The sequence below is a fragment of the Nocardioides sp. genome, from assembly GCF_004803405.1.
Lineage (GTDB): Bacteria > Actinomycetota > Actinomycetes > Propionibacteriales > Nocardioidaceae > Nocardioides > Nocardioides vastitatis.
The window spans coordinates 1-23,089 of sequence record NZ_SSXI01000233.1 but is presented as its reverse complement, the minus strand read 5'-3'; the positions used below and the strand labels follow the sequence as shown (position 1 = coordinate 23,089).

General features: G+C 72.0%; 21 protein-coding genes. 10 read left to right on the top strand and 11 right to left on the bottom strand.

The window, feature by feature from the left end:
• The first annotated feature begins 127 nt into the window (after nucleotides 1-127).
• The gene (rpsA, locus tag E7Z54_RS16925) at nucleotides 128-1,615 is read left to right on the top strand and encodes a 30S ribosomal protein S1 (RefSeq protein WP_136435687.1); all 1,488 of its coding nucleotides are present in this window, start codon (nucleotides 128-130) and stop codon (nucleotides 1,613-1,615) included.
• Between the two features lie 59 nt (nucleotides 1,616-1,674).
• On the opposite strand, the gene E7Z54_RS23400 is transcribed toward rpsA, so the two are convergent.
• Nucleotides 1,675-1,827, bottom strand: a complete 153-nt coding sequence (locus tag E7Z54_RS23400) for a hypothetical protein (protein ID WP_168798390.1) — start codon at nucleotides 1,825-1,827, stop codon at nucleotides 1,675-1,677.
• 93 nt (nucleotides 1,828-1,920) lie between these two features.
• Between E7Z54_RS23400 and E7Z54_RS16920 the strand changes: the two genes are divergently transcribed.
• On the top strand, nucleotides 1,921-2,868 hold the full coding sequence (locus E7Z54_RS16920) for a helix-turn-helix domain-containing protein (protein WP_136435686.1): 948 nt from the start codon (nucleotides 1,921-1,923) through the stop codon (nucleotides 2,866-2,868).
• A gap of 53 nt (nucleotides 2,869-2,921) precedes the next feature.
• Nucleotides 2,922-3,326 (top strand): MarR family winged helix-turn-helix transcriptional regulator, encoded by a 405-nt coding sequence (locus E7Z54_RS16915; RefSeq protein WP_136435684.1) that lies wholly within the window; start codon nucleotides 2,922-2,924, stop codon nucleotides 3,324-3,326.
• Between the two features lie 6 nt (nucleotides 3,327-3,332).
• Here E7Z54_RS16915 and E7Z54_RS16910 read toward each other — a convergent pair whose 3' ends face one another.
• Nucleotides 3,333-4,595 carry a class I adenylate-forming enzyme family protein gene (locus E7Z54_RS16910; RefSeq protein WP_240769743.1) on the bottom strand — a complete coding sequence of 421 codons (1,263 nt, stop codon included), beginning with the start codon at nucleotides 4,593-4,595 and terminating at the stop codon, nucleotides 3,333-3,335.
• 59 nt (nucleotides 4,596-4,654) lie between these two features.
• Here E7Z54_RS16910 and coaE point away from each other — a divergent pair, with 59 nt between their 5' ends.
• A complete protein-coding gene (coaE, locus tag E7Z54_RS16905; RefSeq protein WP_136435681.1) occupies nucleotides 4,655-5,251 on the top strand; it encodes a dephospho-CoA kinase in 597 nt (198 codons plus the stop codon).
• Between the two features lie 25 nt (nucleotides 5,252-5,276).
• On the opposite strand, the gene E7Z54_RS16900 is transcribed toward coaE, so the two are convergent.
• The 3 genes from E7Z54_RS16900 to E7Z54_RS16890 form a co-directional block, all read right to left on the bottom strand.
• Nucleotides 5,277-6,242, bottom strand: a complete 966-nt coding sequence (locus E7Z54_RS16900) for a sigma-70 family RNA polymerase sigma factor (RefSeq protein ID WP_136435679.1) — start codon at nucleotides 6,240-6,242, stop codon at nucleotides 5,277-5,279.
• A 189-nt stretch (nucleotides 6,243-6,431) separates the two neighbouring features.
• On the bottom strand, nucleotides 6,432-8,579 hold the full coding sequence (locus tag E7Z54_RS16895) for a S9 family peptidase (RefSeq protein WP_136435677.1): 2,148 nt from the start codon (nucleotides 8,577-8,579) through the stop codon (nucleotides 6,432-6,434).
• Between the two features lie 89 nt (nucleotides 8,580-8,668).
• Nucleotides 8,669-10,030 (bottom strand): DNA polymerase IV, encoded by a 1,362-nt coding sequence (locus E7Z54_RS16890; RefSeq protein ID WP_136435676.1) that lies wholly within the window; start codon nucleotides 10,028-10,030, stop codon nucleotides 8,669-8,671.
• Between the two features lie 133 nt (nucleotides 10,031-10,163).
• Here E7Z54_RS16890 and E7Z54_RS16885 point away from each other — a divergent pair, with 133 nt between their 5' ends.
• Nucleotides 10,164-11,195 carry a DUF4192 domain-containing protein gene (locus E7Z54_RS16885; protein WP_168798389.1) on the top strand — a complete coding sequence of 344 codons (1,032 nt, stop codon included), beginning with the start codon at nucleotides 10,164-10,166 and terminating at the stop codon, nucleotides 11,193-11,195.
• A gap of 44 nt (nucleotides 11,196-11,239) precedes the next feature.
• Nucleotides 11,240-12,700, top strand: coding sequence for a glutamate-cysteine ligase family protein (locus E7Z54_RS16880; RefSeq protein WP_136435672.1), 1,461 nt, complete (start codon nucleotides 11,240-11,242; stop codon nucleotides 12,698-12,700).
• Between the two features lie 16 nt (nucleotides 12,701-12,716).
• On the opposite strand, the gene E7Z54_RS16875 is transcribed toward E7Z54_RS16880, so the two are convergent.
• Nucleotides 12,717-13,157, bottom strand: coding sequence for a hypothetical protein (locus tag E7Z54_RS16875; protein ID WP_168798388.1), 441 nt, complete (start codon nucleotides 13,155-13,157; stop codon nucleotides 12,717-12,719).
• A 72-nt stretch (nucleotides 13,158-13,229) separates the two neighbouring features.
• Here E7Z54_RS16875 and E7Z54_RS16870 point away from each other — a divergent pair, with 72 nt between their 5' ends.
• Nucleotides 13,230-14,291: a GNAT family N-acetyltransferase gene (locus E7Z54_RS16870; RefSeq protein ID WP_240769742.1), complete on the top strand. Its 1,062-nt coding sequence runs from the start codon at nucleotides 13,230-13,232 to the stop codon at nucleotides 14,289-14,291.
• Nucleotides 14,288-15,121 (top strand): sulfurtransferase, encoded by an 834-nt coding sequence (locus E7Z54_RS16865; RefSeq protein ID WP_136435669.1) that lies wholly within the window; start codon nucleotides 14,288-14,290, stop codon nucleotides 15,119-15,121. Before E7Z54_RS16870 ends, E7Z54_RS16865 begins: the two co-directional genes overlap by 4 nt.
• Here the strand turns inward: E7Z54_RS16865 and E7Z54_RS16860 are convergent.
• The 3 genes from E7Z54_RS16860 to E7Z54_RS16850 form a co-directional block, all read right to left on the bottom strand.
• The gene (locus tag E7Z54_RS16860; RefSeq protein WP_136435667.1) at nucleotides 15,102-17,141 is read right to left on the bottom strand and encodes an SDR family oxidoreductase; all 2,040 of its coding nucleotides are present in this window, start codon (nucleotides 17,139-17,141) and stop codon (nucleotides 15,102-15,104) included. The two genes, E7Z54_RS16865 and E7Z54_RS16860, sit on opposite strands and share 20 nt — an antisense overlap.
• A 57-nt stretch (nucleotides 17,142-17,198) precedes the next feature.
• The gene (gene sepH, locus E7Z54_RS16855; RefSeq protein ID WP_136435666.1) at nucleotides 17,199-18,122 is read right to left on the bottom strand and encodes a septation protein SepH; all 924 of its coding nucleotides are present in this window, start codon (nucleotides 18,120-18,122) and stop codon (nucleotides 17,199-17,201) included.
• Nucleotides 18,123-18,272: 150 nt separating this feature from the next.
• A complete protein-coding gene (locus E7Z54_RS16850) occupies nucleotides 18,273-18,659 on the bottom strand; it encodes a YchJ family protein (protein WP_136435664.1) in 387 nt (128 codons plus the stop codon).
• 34 nt (nucleotides 18,660-18,693) lie between these two features.
• On the opposite strand from E7Z54_RS16850, the gene E7Z54_RS16845 reads away from it, so the two are divergent.
• Nucleotides 18,694-19,494, top strand: a complete 801-nt coding sequence (locus E7Z54_RS16845; protein WP_136435662.1) for an SDR family oxidoreductase — start codon at nucleotides 18,694-18,696, stop codon at nucleotides 19,492-19,494.
• Here the strand turns inward: E7Z54_RS16845 and E7Z54_RS16840 are convergent.
• Both E7Z54_RS16840 and E7Z54_RS16835 read right to left on the bottom strand, forming a co-directional pair.
• Nucleotides 19,491-20,795: a D-arabinono-1,4-lactone oxidase gene (locus tag E7Z54_RS16840; protein ID WP_206056331.1), complete on the bottom strand. Its 1,305-nt coding sequence runs from the start codon at nucleotides 20,793-20,795 to the stop codon at nucleotides 19,491-19,493. The genes E7Z54_RS16845 and E7Z54_RS16840 overlap by 4 nt on opposite strands.
• Entirely contained in the window at nucleotides 20,779-22,026 is a 1,248-nt protein-coding gene (locus tag E7Z54_RS16835; RefSeq protein ID WP_136435658.1) for an MFS transporter, read from the bottom strand. The genes E7Z54_RS16840 and E7Z54_RS16835 overlap by 17 nt, the downstream gene beginning before the upstream one ends.
• A gap of 32 nt (nucleotides 22,027-22,058) precedes the next feature.
• Between E7Z54_RS16835 and E7Z54_RS16830 the strand changes: the two genes are divergently transcribed.
• A partial coding sequence (locus E7Z54_RS16830) for a ferrochelatase (protein ID WP_136435657.1) occupies nucleotides 22,059-23,089 on the top strand: 1,031 nt, incomplete at its 3' end.

Genomic DNA, 23,089 nt, shown 5'->3' with positions numbered 1-23,089 from the left:
CGGGTCCTCGGTGCGGCGCCGGTTGGACGTGCGCGCGCGGCGGCGCGTACCCTTGATCGTCTGCGTCCACAGGGACGCAGAAGTTTCATCCCGACTACATCTGCCCACCCAAGGACTGTCCCTACACATGACGAGCACCCTCTCGACCCCGCTGCCGAGCTCCTACGATGACAACGCGCCCCAGGTCGCGATCAACGACATCGGCTCGGAGGCGGACTTCCTGGCCGCCATCGACCTGACCATCAAGTACTTCAACGACGGCGACATCGTCGACGGCATCATCGTGAAGGTCGACCGGGACGAGGTCCTGCTCGACATCGGCTACAAGACCGAGGGCGTCATCCCCTCGCGCGAGCTGTCGATCAAGCACGACGTCGACCCGTCCGAGGTCGTCTCCGTCGGCGACAAGGTCGAGGCCCTGGTCCTCCAGAAGGAGGACAAGGAAGGCCGCCTGATCCTGTCCAAGAAGCGCGCCCAGTACGAGCGCGCCTGGGGCACGATCGAGGAGATCAAGGAGGCCGACGGCGTCGTCGAGGGCACCGTGATCGAGGTCGTCAAGGGCGGCCTGATCATCGACATCGGGCTCCGCGGCTTCCTCCCGGCCTCGCTGGTGGAGATGCGCCGGGTGCGCGACCTGCAGCCGTACGTCGGCCAGACGCTCGAGGCGAAGATCATCGAGCTCGACAAGAACCGCAACAACGTGGTCCTGTCCCGCCGCGCCTGGCTCGAGCAGACCCAGTCCGAGGTCCGCCACGGCTTCCTCACCCAGCTCCAGAAGGGCCAGATCCGCAAGGGCGTCGTGTCCTCGATCGTCAACTTCGGTGCCTTCGTGGACCTCGGCGGCGTCGACGGCCTCGTCCACGTCTCGGAGCTGTCCTGGAAGCACATCGACCACCCCTCCGAGGTCGTCACCGTCGGCGACGAGGTCACGGTCGAGGTGCTCGACGTCGACATGGACCGCGAGCGCGTCTCGCTGTCGCTGAAGGCGACCCAGGAGGACCCCTGGCAGCACTTCGCCCGCACCCACCAGATCGGCCAGATCGTGCCGGGCAAGGTCACCAAGCTCGTTCCGTTCGGCAGCTTCGTCCGGGTCGAGGAGGGCATCGAGGGCCTGGTGCACATCTCCGAGCTGGCCGAGCGCCACGTGGAGATCCCCGAGCAGGTCGTTCAGGTCAACGACGACGTCATGGTCAAGATCATCGACATCGACCTCGAGCGTCGCCGGATCTCGCTGTCGCTCAAGCAGGCCAACGAGACCACCGCCGCGGTGGACGTCGAGGAGTTCGACCCGACCCTCTACGGCATGCCCGCGACCTACGACGAGGCCGGCAACTACATCTACCCCGAGGGCTTCGACCCGGAGACGGGCGAGTGGCTCGAGGGCTACGACGAGCAGCGCGCCACGTGGGAGGAGCAGTACGCCAAGGCCCACGCCCGCTGGGAGGCGCACGTCAAGCAGCAGGCCGACGCCAAGCAGGCCGAGGTCGAGGCCGGCGAGGCCACGTCGTACTCCTCCGGCGGTGCCGGTGCGGACCAGGTCGAGGAGACCGGCGGCTCGCTCGCCTCGGACGAGGCGCTCCAGGCGCTGCGCGAGAAGCTGACCGGCGGCAACTGATCCAACGCACGAACGCCCCGACCACGCGGTCGGGGCGTTCGACGTTTTTGCAGACGATGTCAGCGGCGCTCGAGCAGCATCGCGGGCGGGATCCAGGCGCTGTCGACCGGGTGGGAGGCCGGGGGAGCGCCCCGGCCACGTTCGTCGCGCACGACCACGCGGAGGGTGCCGGCGACGGCGGCAGCGACCACGATGAGGAGCAGAAAGATCATGGCAGAAAGTCTGCTCTTATCGAAAACCTGCCACCAGTGGCAGAAATGTCATTTCACATTGAAATCCTGCCACGGACCTGCGAAGGTGGGTGGGTGCTGACCAATGTTGCCGTGCTCGCGTTCGACGGCGTGGCACCGTTCGAGCTCGGTGTGCTGTGCGAGGCGTTCGGGCTGGATCGCTCCGATCACGGGGTTCCGAAGCTCGACTTCGCCGTGTGCGCGGAGCACCCGGGACGGTCGATGGCCACCTCCATGGGCTTCTCGATCCAGGTCCACGAAGGCCTCGACCGGGTGGCAGAGGCGGACCTGGTCGCGGTCCCGGCGGTCCCGCGCGGCGGGACTGCTCCCATCGCCGTGGTCGAGGTCGTCCGGGCGGCCTACGAGCGGGGCGCTCGGATCCTGTCGGTGTGCAGCGGCGCGTTCGCCCTCGGTGCCGCGGGCCTGCTCGACGGCCGGGAGTGCACGACCCATTGGATGTACACCGACGAGCTTCAACGCCGGTTCCCCCTCGCGAAGGTCGTCCCGGAGGTTCTCTACGTCGACACCGGCCAGGTGGTGACCAGCGCGGGCACAGCAGCCGGCCTGGACGCCTGCCTGCACATCTGGCGCCAGGAGTACGGCGCAGCGGTCGCCTCGATGATCGCTCGCCGGGCCGTGGTGCCCCCGCACCGCGACGGGGGACAGGCGCAGTACATCGCACGGGCAGTGCCCGACTGCGACGCCGACACCCTGCGACCGCTGCTGACCTGGGTGCTGGAGAACCTCCGTGAGGACCACAGCGTCGAGTCGCTCGCGAAGCGCGCGCTGATGTCGCCACGGACCTTCGCCCGGCGCTTCCGCGAGGAGACCGGCACCACCCCTCATCACTGGGTGACCCGGCAGCGGGTGGCGGCCGCCGAGGAGCTGCTCGAGCGCACCGAGCAGCCCGTCGAGTGGGTTGCCGACGAGGTCGGCTTCGGGAACGCCGCGACCCTGCGCCACCATTTCGTCCGGGTGCGCGGCGTCAGTCCGCAGGTCTACCGCCGCCAGTTCGCCTGCTGAGGCAACCTCGTCTGACCCCGGCTGCGCTTCGTCGATCGGGTTAACGTGGACTCATGGAGGAGTCGACGGCGGACGTGCTGATGGGGGCCGCCCGCGCGTTGCGTCGCAGGTTCGCCGCCGCGCTCGAGAAGTACGACGTCACACCGGCCCAGTCGCGCGCCCTGCGCGTGGTCGGCGAGCATCCGGAGGCCCGACTCTCGCAGTTGGCCGACGCCTTACGGATCGCTCCGCGGTCGGCGACCGAGGTGGTGGACGCGCTCGAGGACCGGGGCCTCGTCCGCCGCATCCCCGATCCCTCGGACCGGCGGGCGACCTGTGTCGGCCTGACCCCGGACGGGCAGCGGGTGCTCCGGGTCATCGACCGCACCCGCCACGCCGCCTCCGAGCAGTTCCTCGCCGAGCTTCCCCAACAGGACCGCGTCGAGCTCGACCGGATCCTGCGCCGGCTCGTCAGCTGACGCCCGCTAGGAGCCGGACCCGTCCAGCAGGCTCCGTCGGACCTTGCCGGTGAGGGTCCGCGGCAGCTCGCTGCGGAACACCCACGTCTTGGGGCGCTTGGGCGGGGCGAGGTGCTCGCGTGCGAACCGCCGGACCGCGTCCTCGTCAGGGCCGTTCGGGCCAGCGACCACCGCGGCGCAGACCCGCTGTCCCCAATCCGGGTCGTCGGCGCCGTAGACGGCGACGTCGACCACCCCGGGACAGGCACTGAGCACCTGCTCCACCTCGGTGGGGTAGACGTTCACACCGCCGCTGATGATCAGGTCCTCGCGACGGCCCTCGAGGTAGAGGTAGCCGTCCTCGTCCAGCCGGCCGAGATCTCCGACCGTGAACGCAGGCCCGCCCGGGGTCTCCCGCCAGGCGGCCGCCGTCTTCTCCGGATCGCCGTAGTAGCTGAACCGCGCGTGCTCCGGCACCACGCACCAGATGGTGCCGTCGTCGTCGGTGCTGAGGCTCCGTCCCGGCCGCGCGCGACCCACGGTGCCGGGCCGCTCCACCCACTCCTCGCTCGGGCAGGCGGTGAACTGCCCCTCGGTCGACCCGTAGAACTCCCAGGTCGTGCCCGGCGGGAACGCCTCGACCAGCCGGCGCTTGAGGTCCGGCGGGCACGGCGCGCCGGCGTGGGCGACCAGCCGGAAGCAGGAAAGGTCCGGCACGCCCACCGCATCCCAGTGGCCGAACAGGCGCTGCAGATGCGTCGGCACGCAGAACATCGTGGTCGGTCGCTCGGCCTCGATCGCGGCGGTGACGGCCTCCGGGTCGAACGCGCCCGGAACGACGATCCGGCCGCCGGCGAGGATCGTGCCGGTCGCGAACCGCAGCGGTGCCGAGTGGTAGAGCGGGCTCAGCACGAGGTTCACGTCGGCGGCGCAGAAGCCCCACAGGTCGCGCTCCTCGGCCAACAGCGCCGCGGCCGCCTCCTCGTCCAGGAGCCCGGAGTAGACGCCCTTCGGGACGCCGGTGGTGCCGCTCGTGCAGTGGATCGGCCGTCCGCGCGGCAGGCCGGGCGCTGGAAACCGGGCGATCAGGTCCGTCAGCTCCCCGGTCGTCCGCACGACCAGGGCGGGCGCCAGGGTGGCCAGGATCCGCTGCTGCTCGACGTCGGTCAGGCGCGGATCGAGCGGAACCGGGAAGACCCCTGCCGTGAGCAGGCGCAGCACCGCGTCGACGTACTGGTGGGAGCCCGGGACGAGGAGCGCGACCCGGTCCCCGGGTCGCAGGGACTTCATCGGGTCGATCATCGCAGCCGGTAGGGTCGGGGCGATCGAGACTCCCCGGGAGGCGACAGGTGCGGGTAGGGCTGACGGGTGGCGTCGCCTCCGGGAAGAGCACGGTGGCGGCCATCCTGGCCGAGCTGGGCGCCGTGGTGATCGACGCGGACCTGCTCGCCCGGGAGGTGGTCGAGCAGGGCACCCCCGGCCTCGCCGCGGTGGTGGAGGCATTCGGCCCGACGGTGCTCACCGCCGACGGGGACCTGGACCGCCCGAAGATGGGGGCCATCGTCTTCAACGACACCGAGAAGCGACGGCTGCTCGAGAGCATCGTGCACCCGCTGGTCTTCGCGAGGTACGCCGAGCTGGAGGCGTCCGCCCCGAAGACCGGGATCGTGGTCCACGACATCCCCCTGCTGGTGGAGTCCGGCCGCGCGGCGGAGTTCGACGCGGTGATCGTCGTCGACGTGCCGCACCAGACCCAGGTCGAGCGGATGCTCCGCGACCGGGGCTGGACAGAGGAGGACGCCCGCGCGCGGATCGCCGCCCAGGCGAGCGCTGCGGAGCGGCGTGCGGTGGCGACCTTCGTCATCGAGAACACCGGAACGCTCGAAGACCTCCGTCACCGGGTGACAGAGGTCTTCGAGGAGCTACGACGGCGGGCCGAGGCCTAGAGCGCGTCGCAGCCGCGCTCCCAGATCAGGCGGCCAGGTCCGGGTCGCCCAGGCGGCGGAGCTTCTGCAGTGCCTCACGCTCGAGCTGGCGCACCCGCTCGGCCGAGATGCCGTGCTTGGCGCCGATGTCGGCGAGCTTGTGCTGACGCCCGTCGACCAGGCCGTAGCGCGAGCGGATGATGTCCGCCGCGCGCTCGTCGAGCTGGTCGACCAGGGTGTTGAGACGGTCCCGTGCCTCGGTGTCGAGCACCGTCATGTCCGGTCCGGGCGCGGTCTCCTGGGCCATCAGGTCGCCCAGCGAGGTGTCGCCGTCCTCGTCCACGGGAGTGTCGAGGCTGACGTGCTCACGGCCCCACGAGAGCAGGTCCAGGACCCGCTCGACCTCCATGCCGAGCTCGACGGCGATCTCCTCGGGCTCCGGGTCCCGGCCGAGCTGGCGCTCCAGGGTGCGCCGCGCGCCGCCGACCTGGTTGAGCTCCTCGACCACGTGCACGGGCAGTCGCACGACGCGCGCCTGCTGGGCGATGCCCCGGGTGATCGCCTGACGCACCCACCAGGTGGCGTAGGTGGAGAACTTGTAGCCCTTGGCGTAGTCGAACTTCTCGACCGCGCGGATCAGGCCGGTGTTGCCCTCCTGGATCAGGTCCAGCATGGGCATCTGCGCGCGGCCGTACTTCCGCGCGATCGAGACAACCAGCCGCAGGTTCGCGTTGATGAACTCGGTGACCGCCTTGCGGCCCTCCTCGGCGAGCCACTCCAGCTCCTCCTTCGTGGCGTAGCCGGGTGCACCGCCCTTCCGGCGGCCCACACGTCCCTCGGCCAGGAGGTGCTCGGCGTACAGGCCGGCCTCGATGGTCTTGGCGAGGTCGACCTCGCGGGCGGCGTCGAGCAGGGGCGTCCGGGCGATCTCGTCGAGGTAGAGGCCGACGCTGTCGCGCCCCTCGATCTCTCGCCCGATGCTCCGCTTCGCTTTCGCAGTTGCCGTGGCCATCGCGACCCTCCTTCGCTGTGCGTGATGTCCGACATCCGCACATCTGTTCCCAACACGCCCGAGTCGGCCGGGATTCCCAACTGATGTGGCTCTACCCGCTCAGACGACCGGTAGCCGGGGGAAGTTGCGCAGCGGGAGTAATCTCAGGCAGTTCTCAACTTTCCCCTCCTCGACGGGCCGAGGACGGGCTCACGCCAAGCCCATCCGGTCCAGGATCCAGGCGAGGGTGAACGCCCGGTCCTCCCAGGCCCGGTAGCGGCCGGAGACGCCGCCATGGCCGGCGGCCATCTCGGTGCGGAGCAGCGCGTCGGCCCGAGGTGCCCGCTCGCGGAGCCGGGCCACCCACTTGGCGGGCTCCACGTAGAGCACCCGGGTGTCGTTGAGGGAGGTCTCGGCGAGGATCGGCGGGTAGGGGCGGTCGGCGATGTTCTCGTACGGCGCGTAGCCGGCGATCCGGTCGTAGGCCTCCGGGTCCTCGGACGGATTGCCCCACTCGTCGTACTCGGGCACCGTCAGGGGGAGCGAGGGATCGAGCATGGTGGTCAGGGTGTCCACGAAGGGCACCCCTGCCACCAGGGCGCCGAACGCCTCCGGCGCCTGGTTGGCGACCGCACCGATCAGGAGTCCGCCGGCGCTCGCGCCCTCCGCCACGATCCGGTCGCTGGTGGTCCAGCCGGCCTCGACGAGGTGCCGGGCGCAGGCGACGAAGTCGTCGAAGGTGTGCTGCTTGTGCTCGAGCTTGCCGTCGTCGTACCAGCGGCGTCCCATCTCCCCGCCGCCCCGGACGTGTGCGATCGCGAACGCCGCGCCGCGGTCGAGCAGGGAGAGGCGGCTGACGGCGAAGTACGGGTCGATCGACGTCTCGTAGGCCCCGTAGCCGTACAGGTGGACCGGCACCGGTTCGGTGCCGTCGGCGCCTCGGGCATCGCGACGCACGACCAGCGAGATCGGTACCTCGACGCCGTCGACGGAGGTGGCCCACAGCCGGTGCTCCTCGTAGTCGTCGGGGTCGTAGTCGCCGAGCACCGGCGCCTGCTTGCGGAGTACCAGCCCGCGGGTGCGCAGGTCGTGGTCGTAGACCGCCGAGGGGCGGCTGAGGCTGGTCATCCCCACCCGGATCGTGGGCTGCTCGAAGGCCGGGTTGCCACCGACGCCGACCGTCGCGAGCTCGCCTGGGAACTCCACGAACCGGTCGGCCGCGACCGGAGCGTCCGGATCGGGGCCGAGCTCGATCACGCGGACCTGGGTGCGGCCCTCGCTGCGCTGCTGGACGACCAGGTGGTCGGCGAAGGCGTCGACGTCCTCGAGGCGGACCGAGAGGTCATGGGGGAGCAGTGGCTGCCAGTCGGCCGGCGCGGTGGGGGAGGCGGGGGCGATGGCGAGCTCGAACTCGGGACCACCGGCGTTGTGCAGGACCAGGAAGCGGTCCTCGCCGCCGATGACCGCGTGCTCGAGGGAGTACTCCACCCCGTCGGTCCGCACGGCGAAGCAGGTGGGCTGTGCCGTGGGGTCCGTCGCATCCAGCACGTGGAACTCGGAGGTGGTCTTGGAGCTGGCGGCGATCATCACGTAGCGCCGGCTCCGGGTGCGGCCGACACCGACGAAGTAGCGGCCGTCGGGCTCGTGGAAGACCAGCTCGTCGTCGGCCTGGGTGGTGCCGAGGCGGTGCCGCCAGACCTTGTCGGGGCGCCAGGCGTCGTCCACGGTGGTGTAGTAGAAGTGGTCGGGTGAGTCACCCCAGGTGACGCCGCCGAGAACGCCCGTCAGCTCGTCGGGGAGCAGGTCGCGGGTGGAGAGGTCCAGGACGCGGACGGTGTAGCGCTCGTCGCCGACCACGTCGGTGGCGTAGGCGAGCAGCCGGTCGTCGGTGCTGATCGAGGACCCCCCGAGGGAGAAGAACTCGTGGCCCTCAGCCATCGCGTCGAGGTCGAGCATCACCTCCTCGCCGGGAAGGGCGGGCTGGTCCGGCTTCGCGTCCTCCGCCGGCCGCGGGGGTGTCCAGTCGTCGGGGTCGGTGACGGGGACCCGGCAGCTGGCGCCGTACTGCCGGCCCTCGAAGGAGCGTCCGTAGTACCAGTAGCCGCGGACCCGGGTCGGCACCGAGAGGTCGGTCTCGAGGGTCCGTGCCTTGATCTCGGAGAAGACCTGGGCCCGGAGGTCGGCGAGGTGCGCCGTCCGGGCCTGGGTGTGAACGTTCTCCGCCTCGAGGTAGGCGATCACGTCCGGGTCGTCCTTGCGGCGCAGCCAGTCGTACTCGTCGGTGCGGGTCCGGCCGTGGTGGGTCGTGGTGACCGGACGGCGCTCGGCTCGCGGCGGCTCGGGCTGCTCAGCGGACATGTGGGCACGCTACTGGCCGGCGGGGGCGCATCCCGAAGCAGGCCCGTACACCGCTGCGGTGCGGGCACCCACCGGACGCGACGTGGCTCTCAGGCATCGTCCCTGTCCGCGACCTCCTCCTGGACCGCAGGAGCTCGCCAGTGGGAGAGCGCCGGGTCGTCCGCACGGAACGAGCGGACCGGTCCCGGCGGAGTGTCCGCGGTCTCGAACCGGACGGTGACCACCTGTCGACCCGCGCCCCAGACCCAGCCGCGGCCGTGCTCCGCGTGGATCACGTCGACGCCGGGCGCCCAGGTCGGGCCGGCCGGGCGAGCACCGGACTGCTCGGGCTCGGGGCGGTCGTCGAGTGGCTCGGCCTCCTGCTCGTCCTGGTCGGCCTGGTCGGCGAACAGGTCCTCCTGCACCCAGTCCGCCAGCCCCGAGACGCCGACGCCCAGCAGACGGACGCCGGCGGAGGTGTCCAGGTCCGCGAGCAGTGACCGCGCGAGGCGGGCGATGGTCACGGCGTCCTCGGTCGGCGCCGGGAGGGTGGCCGATCGGCTGAGGGTCGTGAAGTCGTAGAGCCGGACCTTGAGGGTCACCGTGCGGCCTGACAGCCCGCTTGCCTTCAGGCGGCGGCCCACGTCTCCGGCCTGCCGGGTCAGGATCGACTCCATCTGTCGGCGGTCGGTGAGATCGTGCTCGTAGGTGCCCTCCACGCTGACCGACTTGGCTTCGCGCTCGGCCACGACCGGGCGGTCGTCCTCGGCCCGCGCGAGGTGGTAGAGGCTGTGACCGTGGGCCTGGCCGACCAGGCGGACCAGCTCGTCCCTGCTGAGGCCCTCGAGGTCGACGACCTTGTGGACGCCCACGCGTCGCAGCCGCTCGACGGTGGCGGGACCGACGCCGGGAATGACCGACACGTGCATCGGGCGGAGTGTCTCGAGCTCGGTTCCCGGCGCGATCACGACCAGCCCGTCCGGCTTGCGGAGGTCGCTGGCGACCTTGGCGAGGAACTTGGAGCTGGCGATGCCCACCGAGGCGGTCAGCCCGCCCGTCACCTCCCGCACCCGCACGCGGAGGTCCTCGGCGAAGGCCGTGACCGTCGCGACCTCCAGGTCCGGCAGCCCGGCCTGCTCGAGGTCGACGAACGCCTCGTCGAGGGAGAGCGGCTCGACCAGCGGCGAGCACGAGCGCAGCAGGCCCATCACCGCGCCGCTCGCGCCGCGGTAGGCCTCGAACCGGCCGGTCAGGAAGGCCGCGTGCGGACACCGGGCGCGTGCCTCGCGGGTGGACATCGCCGATCGGACGCCGTACGCGCGAGCCTCGTAGGAGGCGGTGGCGACCACCCCGCGCCCGCCGACGCCTCCGACGACCACCGGCTTGCCCCGCAGCGACGGCTTGTCGCGCTGCTCGACGGCCGCGAAGAAGGCGTCGAGGTCCAGGTGGAGGACCGAAGCCTGCGGGCGCACGCCCGTCACGGTAGTCCTCTCCCGTCACCGATCGGGCCACGTGCTGTCCCCCTGGACCGTCGCGTCACCGACGCTCCACAGGCACCGCGCGGCGCTGGTGTCGATGTCTGCGTCGGAGGCGAGGGTCCTCGGCATGGCGATCCCAGACCCCACCCCCGGACCGTCCGCCGCCGACGGCGTGACGACCCTGACCGCACGGACCCCCGAGGACCTGCTGGCGCTCGCGCCCGTCCTGCTCGGGTTCTGGCCAGAGGAGTCGATCGTGATGCTCACGGTCGGCGCTCAGCGCCCGTTCCACGCCCGCCTCGGGCTGCCGCCGAGCGCCGAGCAGACCCCGGCCACGCTGCGCGAGGTCGAGGAGGTGCTGCTCACGCCCGCCCGTGACCACGGGGCGCGGCGACTGGTTCTGCTCTACTTCACCGCCGACCGGCGGGCCGCCGAGGGCGTGCACCGGGTCCTGCGACGTGGCTGTCGGAGGGCACGGGTCGGCCTGGTGACGGCCCTCCACGCCGACGGCCGGTGCTGGTCCGAGCTGAGCCATCCCGACCCCGCGGCCCGCGCGCACACCCGGTCGTACGACGTGTCCTGCCACCCCTTCGTGGTCCAGGCCCTGGTCGACGGCCGGCTCGCGCACCGCACGCGGGAGGAGATGGTGGCCTCCCTCGAGCCCGACCCGGCCGCCGTCGACGCGGTGTGCGCGGCGCTGGCCGCCGCGCAGCACGTCGACGCCGGGATCCCCTCGGACGCCCGGGCGATCCGCGAAGCCGGCCGATGGGTGACGTCGTTGGTCAGCAGCATGGTGACCGCAGGTGGCACGCCCAGCGACGACGAGGTCGCCCGGCTGATCTGGGTGATGCAGTGCCGGCGGGTGCGCGACGCCGCGTGGTCGCTGATCCGGCGTGAGGACGCGACCGCGCACCTGCGGTTCTGGCAGGGCGTGGTGCAACGCACGCCCGACCGGCTCGCGGCGCCTCCGGCGGCGCTGCTCGGATGGGCCGCCTGGCAGGCCGGCGACGGTGCCCGGGCCTGGGCGGCGGTCGACCGCTGTCACCGTGCCGAGCCGTCCTACCCGCTGGCGGGCTACCTGGGCACGCTCCTCCAGCACGCCGTACCTCCCGACCACTGGCAGGGCGGGTTCGACTGGGAGTCCGGGCTTTCCGACTGAGACCGGTGGGGGTTGCGATCGCGAATGCTGGCTAGTGTCGAGTCATGGGTGATGACGTCGCCGCGCAGGAGTTCACCCCTGCCGACCGCACGCGCTACCGGGAGAAGGTCCGCCGCTGCCTCGACGTCTTCGAGCGGATGCTGCGGGAGTCGGCGTTCGAGGCGGAGGACCCCTGGACCGGGCTCGAGGTGGAGCTCAACCTCGTGGACGACGCGGGCGATCCCGCGCTCCGCAACGAGGAGGTGCTCGGCGCGATCGGGGACCCCGACTTCCAGACCGAGCTCGGCCAGTTCAACGTCGAGATGAACGTGCCGCCCGGCCCGCTGGCCGACGGCGGCCTGAAGAGCTACGAGAAGCACCTGCGCGACAGTCTCAACGAGGCGGAGCGTCGCGCGTCCTCGGTCGGGGCGCACCTGGTGATGATCGGGATCCTCCCGACCCTCGCCCCCGAGCACCTGACCGCGAAGGTGATCAGCTCGAACCCGCGCTACGCCCTGCTGAGCGACCAGATCCTGCAGGCACGCGGCGAGGACATCAGCATCGACATCCCCGGCACCGAACGGCTGCGGACCGTCGTCGACACGATCATGCCCGAAGCGGCCTGCACCAGCACCCAGTTCCACGTCCAGGTGAGTCCCGAGCGGTTCGCCTCGTACTGGAACGCCTCCCAGGCGATCGCGGGCGTGCAGGTCGCGGTCGCGGCGAACTCGCCGTACCTCCTCGGCAAGGAGCTGTGGGCGGAGACCCGGATCCCGTTGTTCGAGCAGGCCACCGACACCCGCAGCGAAGAGCTAAAGGCGCAGGGCGTCCGGCCGCGGGTGTGGTTCGGCGAGCGATGGATCACCTCGGTGTTCGACCTGTTCGAGGAGAACGTCCGCTACTACCCGGCACTTCTACCGGTCATCGAGGAGGAGGATCCGCTCACGGTGCTGGAGGCGGGCGGCACGCCCAACCTCCAAGAGCTCCGGCTCCACAACGGCACGATCTACCGCTGGAACCGGCCGATCTACGACATCAGCGCCGGCCGGCCCCACCTGCGCGTGGAGAACCGCATCCTCGCGGCCGGCCCGTCCGTGGTCGACACCGTCGCCAACGCGGCGTTCTACTTCGGACTGGTCCGGGCGTTCGCCGACAGCGAGCGTCCGCTGTGGTCGCAGATGTCGTTCAGCGCCGCCGAGGAGAACTTCTACACCGCGGCCCGGCACGGCATCGACGCCGAGCTCTACTGGCCCGGGGTCGGCCGGGTGCGCGCGACGGAGCTGGTGCTGCGTCGCCTGCTGCCGATGGCACACGAGGGACTCGCCGCCTGGGGGGTCGGCGCCGAGGAGGCGCACCGCTACCTCGACCTGATCGAGCAGCGCTGCCTGATCGGCATCAACGGGGCGGCATGGTTCACCAGGCGGATGGCCCAGCAGCAGACCGACGACCGGTACGACGCGCTGCGGGCCGTGCTCGCCGAGTACCGCGCCAACATGTCGGCGAACCGTCCGATCCACACCTGGTGACCCTCCGGGCACCGGTTCAGTCCGGTGGCCGCGGTGGACGCAGCCGGCGCCAGGACCGGCCCACGCCGGTCCGGGGGTCGCGCCACCACCGGCGGGTGACGACGACCAGGTCGAGGGAGACCCCGAGCTCGAAGCCGGCGGCTCCGACGGCGGCGGCCCATGCCAGGTCCTCGACGTCGTGGCCCTCCTCCTCGCGGGTCAGCCAGACCAGCGGCACGAAGTCCCGGGCCAGGCTCGCGCGGCACATGGCCTCCACGACCTCGACCCGCAGCGCGTGATCGAGCCGGTCCTCGGTTCGCACCTCGAAGCAGCGCGCGGCCCGCGCCGGCACCCCGACGTGCAGCACCGGTGGGTGGGTGCGCCGCCGTTCGGCGGACAGATGCTCGAGCACGGCGGCCCGCAGCACCCGCTGCAGTGCCCGCGGCACCGGCTCGTGGATCCCTGGGACGCTCGGCATGGGGCGAGCCTGCCCGATCCCGGGCGGCCCCGCAGCCGCCCTCCACAGGTGCGCGTCGTGCAGGATGGGTGGGTGACCGATGCGAAGCAACGGACCGAGAACGACGCCGTACCCGGGCACGAGGCGCCGGTCGAGGGCCTCCCTCCGGGCTGGTCCACCCGGCCGCCCGACCTGACGGACCTCGACGCACTCGTGGCGCTCCGCAGTGCCGACAAGCGGCCCTTCACCGGGTCCTCGGTCGACCGCGAGGCGATCGAGTCCGAGCTGGTGGGCACCGCGTCGTGGACCCGACGTCACCTGCTCGCCGTGGACCCCGCCGGTGTCCCGCGAGCCTGGATCGTGGTGCACGACCGCGCCGCCGGACGCACCATGGTCTTCCTCTACCTCGACCGGTCGGTGGCCGACCAGGACGTGGTGGCCGCCCGGATGTACGCGTGGGGCGAGGACCGGGGACGCGACATCTGCGTGATGCGCGGCATCGACGGCACGCGCCTGGACGCCAGCCCGTTCGCCGACGACGACCTGCAGCGCGAGTGGCTCGCCGCAGCGGGCTACGAGATGCGACGCACCTGGCCGCAGATGACCCGGCCGGTGCTGCCTGAGGAGGCCACGTCCCTCCCGCCGCCGCGCGAAGGGGTCACCGTCCGCCGGGTCGCGGCGCACGAGAACGGCCTGCCCGTGGCGGCCGACCTGCACCTGGTGCACGAGATCCTCGAGTCCTCGTTCGAGGACCACTTCAACTCCTACCGTGAGAGCTTCCCCGAGTTCGTGCAGCGGTTGCGTGAGGACCCCGGCCACCGCTGGGACCACTGGTGGCTCGCGTTCGTCGACACCGACAGCCGCCCGCTGGCGGCGGGCACGGTGGTGAGCTCGGTGCTGTCGGCGAACGAGGACGGCAAGGAGGGCAGCTACATCGACTACATCGGCGTGCACCGGCACGCCCGCGGTCGCGGCGTCGCGAAGGCGCTCCTGCACACCGTCATCGCCGATGCGGCCGAGCGCGGCCGGGACCGGGTCGGGCTGGAGGTCGACGCCGACTCACCGACGGGCGCCGACGAGCTCTACCGATCGATGGGCTGGACCACGAAGTACGTCATCGAGTCCTGGTTCAAGGAGATCGGAGCCGGCCGGTGAGGTCCCCGTTGGTCGACGTCGCCGGGCTCGCGGCGGCCCTCGAGCACGTCACGGTGCTCGACGTGCGCTACCGGATGGGAGGACCGTCCGGTCCGCAGGAGTTCGCCACAGGCCACGTCCCCGGGGCGTCGTACGTCGACCTGGAGAGTGACCTCGCGGCGCCGCCGGGGGAGCGCGGTCGCCACCCGCTGCCCGACGATGCGGCCTTCGAGGCGGCGATGCGCAGGGTCGGCGTGAGCGAAGCCCGGCCCGTGGTCGTGTACGACGACTGGGCCGGGCACGCCGCGGCCCGGTGCTGGTGGCTGCTGCGCTACCACGGCCACACGGACGTCCGCGTGCTCGACGGCGGCTGGTCCGCGTGGGTCGCGGGCGGGATGCCGACCGAGACGGGTGCCGTGATCCCGGCACCGGGCGACTTCCGTGCCCGGCCCGGGCGGGCTCCGGTCGTCGACGCCGCCACCGTCCAGCACAGGGCGGTCGTCATCGACGCCCGCGCCCCGGAGCGCTATCGCGGCGAGGTCGAGCCGATCGACCCCGTGGCCGGCCACATCCCCGGAGCCGTCAACGTCCCCAGCGCCCGCAACCTCCGCGAGGACGGTCGGTTCCGCGCCCCGGAGGAGCTGGCGGCGACCTACGCCGAGGTCGGTGCGGTGCCGGGCGCCGACATCGCGGCCTACTGCGGGTCCGGGGTGACCGCAGCCCACGACGTGCTCGCCATGGAGGTCGCCGGCGTACGCGCCGCGCTCTACCCGGGGAGCTGGAGCGAGTGGGTGAGCGACCCGTCGCGTCCGGTCGAGACCGGCGACGGCGCTACCAGTGGACGCCCCTGAACAGCTGCGCGAGCAGCATCTGCTCGGTCTCGCGGTGACTCGAGGCCGGCGCCTCGACGGCTGCGGCGGCGGCTTCCGAGGTCGGCTTCTGGCCCTTCGCGGCAGCCGAGTCGGGGAACACCTGGTAGGCCAGGTTGAGCACCCGGAACGCCGCCCGCGGCGCGATCGTGTGAGCCAGCGCTCCGGCGGTCCCGAGCGCGGTGTTGATCTCGTGCGGCTTGTCCACCATCGCGCGGATCACCACGTCGGCCGCCTGAGCGGGGGAGATGGTGGGGAACTTGTCGTAGATCCTGGTCGGCGCGATCATCGGCGTCCGCACCAGGGGCATGTGCACGTTGGTGAACGTGATGCCGTGGCCGACGACCTCCGAGGAGACCACGTTGCTCCACGAGTCGAGCGCCGCCTTCGACGCGACGTAGGCGGAGAAGCGGGGAGGGTTGGTCTGCACGCCGATCGAGGAGATGTTGACGATGTGCCCGGACCGCTGCCGGTGCAGCTGCGGCATCAGGCCCATCACCAGTCGGATCGCGCCGAAGTAGTTCAGCTGCATCGTGCGCTCGAAGTCGTGGAACCGGTCCTGCGACAGCTTCAGTGACCGGCGGATCGACCGGCCGGCGTTGTTGACGACGAAGTCGACGCTCGGCAGCTCCTCCACCATCCGCTCGCACAGGCTGTCGATCGCCTCGAGATCGGAGAGGTCGCAGGCGAAGACGTGTGCCTGCCCGCCGCGCATCTCGATGGTGGCCTTGGTGTCCTCGAGCTTCTCCTTGCCGCGGGCGACCAGCACCGGGATGCCGCCGGCCTGGGCGACCTTGAGGGCGGTCACCTTGCCGATGCCCGACGAGGCGCCGGTGATCACCACGAGCTTGCCCTTGAGCGCGGCGCGCGCCTTCGGGTCGCGTGCCACGGAGTCGTCGAGGTTCTCCTCCCAGTACGACCAGAGGGCACGGGCGTAGGTCTCCAGCGGAGGCACCGAGATCCCGGACCCGGCGAGGGCCCTCTCGGTCACCCTGGAGTCGAAGACGGAGGGGAAGGACGTGTGCGAGAGCACCTCGGCGGGGATGCCGAGACGCCCGACCGTCTGGTCGAGCATCAGCTGCGCCGGCGCCGAGCGGACCATGGCGTTGACCAGCGTGGAGGGTCGCAGTGCGCGGGGGATCAGCCCACCCGCCGTGGTGATGCTGCGGTCCACCGGGGTGGCGAAGCGCGGGGCGCCCGCGGCGGCGCAGAACGCGTTGATCATGTCCACGACCGGCTGCGGCTCGGGGTTGACGAGGTGGAACGCCTCGCCGTCCCGCCCGGGCAGGTGTGCGAGGTGGTCCATCGCCTTGGCGACGTAGTCCACCGGCACCACGTTGGTGTCGCCGAGGTCGACGCCGAGCAGGGGCAGCCGCGCCGGGAAGAGGTCGCGCAACCGCTTGATCACGGGGAAGAAGTAGTAGGGGCCGTCGACCTTGTCCATGGTGCCGGTCCCGGAGTCACCGACCACGATGGCCGGCCGGTAGACCCGCCACGGCACGGTCGCTTCGTACCGGACGATCTTCTCCGACTCGTACTTCGTCCGGTGGTACGGCGACGGCAGCGGCTGGCCCTCGTCGAACATCGACTCGTCGAACCGGCCGTGGTAGTCCCCGGCCGCGGCGACGGACGAGACCTGGTGGAAGCAGCCCGCCTGCAGGCTCTCCGCGAGGGCGAGCGCGTGGCGGGTGCCACCGACGTTCATCGCCTCGTTCGTCGCGTCGTCGGCGGTCATGTCGTAGATGGCCGCGAGATGGAAGAAGTGGTCGATCTTTCCGGCGTGCTCCTCGACCCAGGCGGGGTCGACGCCGAGGCCCGGCTCAGCGAGATCGCCGACGACGGGCTGTACCCGCGTCGACCCCCACTGGCGGACGAACGCCTCCATGCGCGGGAGCGACGACGCGCGCACCAGGACGAAGACCGGACCCTGCCGGTGGTCGACGAGCTCGGCAACGAGATGGCGCCCGATGAACCCCGTGGCGCCGGTGACGAAGTAGGCCATGCGCGCAGGTTACGCCTGGCGAGGCCTTCGTGGCGCGCGTCCGCGAACTGGACCTACCTACTGGTCGCCGCCGCCGAACATGATCTCGTCCCAGCTCGGAACCGAGGCGCGGCCGCGCTTCTTCTGGACCGGGCGGCGGTGGCGGGCCTGCTCGGCCTCCGCCTCGGCCTGCGCCGAATCGGCGACCAGCGCCTGGTCCGCCGTCGCGCGGATCGGCTCGTCGTACCGCGGCTCGGGGATGTCGACCAGCGCCTCGGCGGCTTCACCGCTGACCAGGTCGAGCGCGTCGTCGCCCAGCGGCAGCTCGTCGGCAGGCACGGCGGCCAGCCGGCGCTGGCGGACCTGCTGCAGGTCGTCCCGGGTCATCGTGGGGGTCTCGGAGCGGAGATCGCCGACCAGCCAGCGGGCGTCGTCGTTGTCGGCGAGCGCGTAGTTGCCGGGGGCGTCGAAGGTGAACCGCGCGGTGCCGCTGCGCTCGCCAATCCCGAACGTGCCGGAGAGCACCCAGCGTCCGGTCTCGCGGCGGTAGGCGTCCCAGGTGACGGCGGTCGCCGGGTCGGCTCCGATGCCGCGGAGGTGGGCGGCGACGGCGTCGCCCAGGGCACGGGTCTGGGTGTGGGCAGGCGCGGACTCCCCGGGGGCGCGGCGCAGCGAGGCCTTCTGGGCGCGTGCCGCGACGTGCTCGCGCTCGGCGAGGACGGGCGCGACGTAGGACATGATCGCGTCCACCGTGGTGCCGGCCGCCTGCGCGACCGCCTCCGCGGACTCGCCGGCACGGATGCGGGTCTGGATCTCGCGGGGACGGATGCTGCTGCTCATCTGGATCTCCAACTGGCCGAGACGGGTGGTCTCACCGCGCACCGCCGCGCGGAGGTCGGACGTGATGTCGAGGGTGAACTCGACGCCGTTGTCGTCCACCAGCAGCAGGCGGCGACGGTCGGGACTGACGCCGGCGAGGGCGAGGTGTGCCTTGTCCGCCATGTGTCGTCCTTGGTCGTCTGCCTGGGGGTACGTCTGCCTGGTGCCGGGGTGCTGCTCCGGTGGCGCCGAGCCTACGCCGGGAGCACCGCCGGATCCGGTTGCGCGCTCGGCGTGTGGCGATGTGTCGACATTTGTGTCGTGCGAGCCGGTCTAGACGTGCCGTCCGCGGACGTAGAGCCACGCGCCTCCCTGCCGGCGGAACCGGCTGACCTCGTGGAGGCTGCCGGGCACACCGGCCACGACGTGGTGCGCGCGGAACTCCACCAGGCCCCTCTCGTCCGCCGGACCTCCGGCCTCGGTCGCCAGCACGTCCAGCCCGGTCCACCGGACGCGGTCGTCGAGGTCCAGCGACTCCGGGCGGGTCGCCGGGTGCCAGGTGCGGAGGAGGTACGACGCGTCGTGCACCACGAAGGCGGAGTACCGCGAGCGCATCAGCTCCTCGGCCGTGCGCGCCGCGTCCTGGCCGCGGTGAAGGGGGCGGCAGCACTCGTCGTACCGCCTCCCGGAGCCGCACGGGCACGCAGGTGTCCTCGCCATGGATCGATTGTGACGGCACGGGTACCCGGATCTCATGAGCGACAGATTCCCGCGCAAGGCGATCGTCACCGGCAGTGACTCCGGCATCGGCAAGGCCACTGCGGAGCTGCTGGCGACCGAGGGGTTCGACGTCGGGCTGACCTGCCACCGGGACGTGGCGGGGCTGCGTGACACCGTCGCCGCCGTGGAGGCGCGCGGCCGGCACGCGTTCACGGAGCCGTTCGAGGCGTCTCGTCCCGACGCGGGCGAGGTGGTCGACCGCCTCGCCGAGAAGCTCGGCGGCCTCGGGGTGCTGGTCAACGTCGCCGGCACGGGCCACACCGACCGGATCACCGACCTGTCGCTCGAGACCTGGCGGCACGTGCTCGCCACCGATCTCGACGGACCGTTCCTGTGCGCCCAGCGAGCCGCGCGGATCATGATCGCCGGCGGGCACGGCGGCCGGATCGTCAACATCACCAGCGTCCACGAGCACCTGCCGCGGTACGGCGCGGCGGCGTACTGCACCGCCAAGGCCGGCCTGGGCATGCTGACGAAGGTGCTCGCCCTGGAGCTCGCCGAGCACGACATCACCGTCAACGCCGTCGCCCCGGGTGAGATCTCCACGCCGATGACCGGGCAGGAGGAGGCCCAGGCCTTCCACGAGAGTCGGCCGGGCAACCCGGCGGGGCGACCCGGTCACGTCAACGAGGTCGCATCGGTGATCGAGTTCCTGGTGTCCCCGCGCTCGTCGTACGTGACCGGGTCGTCGTACGTCGTCGACGGCGGCCTGTCGCTGATGGCCGCGCACGGCCACGACGGGCTCGACACGGGCTGGCGGGACGCCGGTGGCTAGGGCCCGAGCACCCGCTCGAGGTAGGGGTTGGTGAATACCCGGTCCGGGTCCAGGCGGTCCCGCAGGCGGAGGAACGCGTCGAACCGGGGGTACCGTCCGGCGAGGTCGTCGGCGGCCAGGGTGTGCAGCTTGCCCCAGTGCGGCCGGCCGCCGTGGTCGCGCACGATCGGCTCCATCGCCGCGAAGTACGCAGCGTGGTCGGCCCGCCGGTGGGTGTGGAACGCCAGGTAGAGCGAGTCCCGTCCGTAGGCCGTCGACAACGGGACGTCGTCGGCCGGCGCCAGCCGGATCTCCACCGGGAACGACACGGTCAGGCCGGATCTCTCCAGGGCCCGCCGGCACTCGCGAAGCGCCTCGATCCCGAGCTCGCGCGGGACGGCGTACTCCATCTCCCGGAAGACCACCTTCCGCTCGGTGGTGAAGACCCGGTGCGCGACGTCGGTGTAGGTGCGCGCCCCGAGCAGACGTGCCGCCGCGCGGTTGGCGGCCGGGATCGCCCGTGGTGCCAAGTTGAGCGCCGCGGTCTGGGCTCCGAACAGGGTGTTGGAGAGCAGGTCGTCGTCCAGCCACGCACGCCAGCGGGGGAGCGGCTCGGCAGCCGAGAGGTCGGTTCCGACCCGTCGGTTGCGCTTGGTGAGCATCCGCTCGGAGTGCGGGAACCAGTACATGTCGACGTGGTCGTTGGCCGAGGTCAGCTCGTCGAACGAGGCCAGGGCCTCGTCCCACGACATGGGCTGCTCCTCCGCACGCAGCAGGAAGAGCGGCTCGACGGCGAAGGTGATCGAGACCAGGATGCCCAGGGCGCCGAGCCCGACGCGGGCGAGGTCGAACACGTCGGAGTTCTCCTCCGGCGTCGCCCGGAGGAGCTGGCCGGTGCCCGTCACCAGCTCCAGCCCGACCACCTGGGCGGCCAGACCGGCCGCCCGGCCGCCGGTGCCGTGGGTGCCCGTCGCGATCGCCCCGGCGAGCGTCTGCTCGGCGATGTCGCCCATGTTGTGCAGGCTCAGGCCGAGCCGCCCGAGCTCGGCGTTGAGGACCTTCAGCTGCGTGCCGGCCAGCGCGGTGACCGTCATCGCCTCGCGGTCCACGGCGAGGATCCCGCGCATGCGGTCGGGGAGCAGATGGACGTGCTCGGGCTTCGCGATCGCGGTGAAGCTGTGCCCGGTGCCGGCCGCCTTCACGGTCTGCCCGGACTCCCGGGCCTGCAGCACCTCGGACCTCACCTCCTCCGCCGACGCCGGCGTCACCGCCCGCACGCCCGAGGCGGACTCGAGGCCGGCCCAGTTACGCCACGTGCTCATCGGTCCGCTCATGGGTCCGCACCGTAGCGGGGACCCGGGTGAGCAGGGCGCCCGTCAGCGCGAGCACGCCGCCGACCGCGCAGACCAGGTAGGAGGGCGAGGCGCCTGCGCGGTCGATGATCACGCCGGCGACCGCGGCGCCCGGCGCGAGGCCCGCCGCGATCCCGGTCTGGATGAACGCCATGCCCTCGGTCAGCCGAGCCGGTGGCAGCACCTGCTCGGCCAGAGACATCGCGGCGATCAGGGTGGGCGAGATGGCGAACCCGCCGATCAGGAGCACCGCGCCCATCACCGGCAGGGACGGGACGAAGGGAAGGGGAAGCGTGGCGAGCGCCATCCCGAACGCACCCCAGCGCAGCCTCGTCAGCGGCCCGCGGCGCCAGGTGATCGCCCCGGAGATCAGGCCGGCGGCAAGGCTCCCCAGGGCCCAGATCGCCAGCAGGAACCCGGCCGCGGACTTGCGGCCCTCCTCCTCCGAGAACGCGACGGTCACCACCTCGGCTGCCCCGAACAGCACGCCGAGCGCCACGGCCACCATGGTCAGCGGACCGATCGCTCCCCACGGCATCGGTGCCTTGACACCACCCGCAGCGACAGGCGGATGGGCCGGCGGCTCGGTGCGGCGTTGCGCAGCGAAGGCATAGGTGCCGAGCAGCCCGCTCAGCAGGGCGGCGGCGAGTCCCGCGACGGGGTGCACGCCGGTCGCGAGCATCGTCACCGCGATCGGGCCGACCAGGAACACCGCCTCATCCGCCACCGCCTCGAAGGAGAAGGCCGTGTGGAGGCGGTCGGGGCGATCGGCGAGCACGTGCGACCACCGGGCACGCACGCAGGTGCCGACGGACGGCAGCGCTGCGCCGGCCACCCCGGCGAGGACGTACACCGACCAGATGGGCCAGTCCCACGAGAGCGCCGCCATCGCGCCGGCCAGGCCCACGCCCCAGAGCGTCACCGCCACGGGCAGGACCCGGCCCTGTCCCAGCCGGTCCAGCAGGCGACCCTGCACGACGGCGAAGAGCGCGTTCGCGATGAGGGCGACCGCCGACACGGAGCCGGCGAAGCCGTAGGACCCCGTCTCGTGCTCGGCCAGCAGCACGATGCCCAGGCCGACCATGGAGATGGGGAGACGCGCCACCAGCCCCGTCGCGCTGAACAGCGCGGTGGGGGGCGTGAAGATCAGTCGGTACGGCGCCAGCGCGCCGCCGCTGCGCTCCGGGGGAGAGTGCGACATGGCGGGGACATCGTCCTCCCTACGATGGGCACGTGCCCAATCCGGATCCCTATGACGCCCTCCTGCTCCTCTCCTTCGGCGGTCCGGAGAAGCCCGAGGACGTCGTGCCCTTCCTCGAGAACGTCACGCGGGGTCGCGGGATCCCGCGCGAGCGGCTCGAGGAGGTCGGCCAGCACTATTACCTGTTCGGCGGCAAGTCGCCGATCAACGACCAGAATGAGGCCCTGATCGCCGCGATCGAGGCCGACTTCGCGGCGAACGGCGTCGACCTCCCCGTCTACTGGGGCAACCGCAACTGGGAGCCGTACCTGACCGACACGGTCGCGCGGATGGCCGCCGACGGGGTGCGGCGTGCGGTGTGCGTCGTCACGTCGGCCTACTCGTCCTGGTCGAGCTGCCGGCAGTACCTCGACAACCTCGCGGCGGCCACCGACGCGGTGCCGGAGGGCCACCTGGCTCCCCGGCTCGACAAGGTCCGGCCGTACTACAACCACCCGGGGTTCGTGGACGCGGTCGTCGACGGTGCTGCCGCCGCCCTCGACGACCTGCCCGACGAGGTCCGCGACGCCGCGCGACTGGTCTTCGTCACCCACTCGATCCCCGACGCGATGAACGACGACAGCGGGCCCGATGGAGGGGCCTACCTGGCGCAGCACCTCGACGTCGCCGACGCGGTGGCCGCCCGGCTGCGCGAGACGACGCAGGTGGCCCGCCCGCACGAGCTGGTCTTCTGCTCCCGGTCCGGCTCGCCGCGCACGCCGTGGCTCGAGCCGGACGTCAACGACCGGCTCGAGGAGCTGGCCCGGGAGGGCGTGGCCGCCGTCGTGCTGATCCCCGTCGGCTTCGTCTCCGACCACATGGAGGTGGTCTACGACCTCGACACCGAGGCGCTCGCCACTGCCGATCGGCTCGGCATCCCCGCGCGGCGCGCGGCCTCGGCCGGCACCCACCCCCGCTTCGTCGAGGCGATCCGCGACCTGGTGCTCGAGCGAGCCGCTGCCGAGCGTGGTGAGCCGGTCGAGCGTGCCGCCGTCGGCTCCCGCGGCCCCGTGCACGACTGCTG

Coding starts and splice junctions, on each gene's coding strand:
- rpsA (WP_136435687.1), top strand. CDS start 128: ATGACGAGCACCCTCTCGACCCCGCTGCCGAGCTCCTACGATGACAAC.
- E7Z54_RS23400 (WP_168798390.1), bottom strand. CDS start 1,827: ATGATCTTTCTGCTCCTCATCGTGGTCGCTGCCGCCGTCGCCGGCACC.
- E7Z54_RS16915 (WP_136435684.1), top strand. CDS start 2,922: ATGGAGGAGTCGACGGCGGACGTGCTGATGGGGGCCGCCCGCGCGTTG.
- E7Z54_RS16910 (WP_240769743.1), bottom strand. CDS start 4,595: ATGAAGTCCCTGCGACCCGGGGACCGGGTCGCGCTCCTCGTCCCGGGC.
- E7Z54_RS16900 (WP_136435679.1), bottom strand. CDS start 6,242: ATGGCCACGGCAACTGCGAAAGCGAAGCGGAGCATCGGGCGAGAGATC.
- E7Z54_RS16895 (WP_136435677.1), bottom strand. CDS start 8,579: ATGTCCGCTGAGCAGCCCGAGCCGCCGCGAGCCGAGCGCCGTCCGGTC.
- E7Z54_RS16885 (WP_168798389.1), top strand. CDS start 10,164: ATGGCGATCCCAGACCCCACCCCCGGACCGTCCGCCGCCGACGGCGTG.
- E7Z54_RS16880 (WP_136435672.1), top strand. CDS start 11,240: ATGGGTGATGACGTCGCCGCGCAGGAGTTCACCCCTGCCGACCGCACG.
- E7Z54_RS16875 (WP_168798388.1), bottom strand. CDS start 13,157: ATGCCGAGCGTCCCAGGGATCCACGAGCCGGTGCCGCGGGCACTGCAG.
- E7Z54_RS16860 (WP_136435667.1), bottom strand. CDS start 17,141: ATGGCCTACTTCGTCACCGGCGCCACGGGGTTCATCGGGCGCCATCTC.
- sepH (WP_136435666.1), bottom strand. CDS start 18,122: ATGGCGGACAAGGCACACCTCGCCCTCGCCGGCGTCAGTCCCGACCGT.
- E7Z54_RS16850 (WP_136435664.1), bottom strand. CDS start 18,659: ATGGCGAGGACACCTGCGTGCCCGTGCGGCTCCGGGAGGCGGTACGAC.
- E7Z54_RS16845 (WP_136435662.1), top strand. CDS start 18,694: ATGAGCGACAGATTCCCGCGCAAGGCGATCGTCACCGGCAGTGACTCC.
- E7Z54_RS16840 (WP_206056331.1), bottom strand. CDS start 20,795: ATGAGCACGTGGCGTAACTGGGCCGGCCTCGAGTCCGCCTCGGGCGTG.
- E7Z54_RS16835 (WP_136435658.1), bottom strand. CDS start 22,026: ATGTCGCACTCTCCCCCGGAGCGCAGCGGCGGCGCGCTGGCGCCGTAC.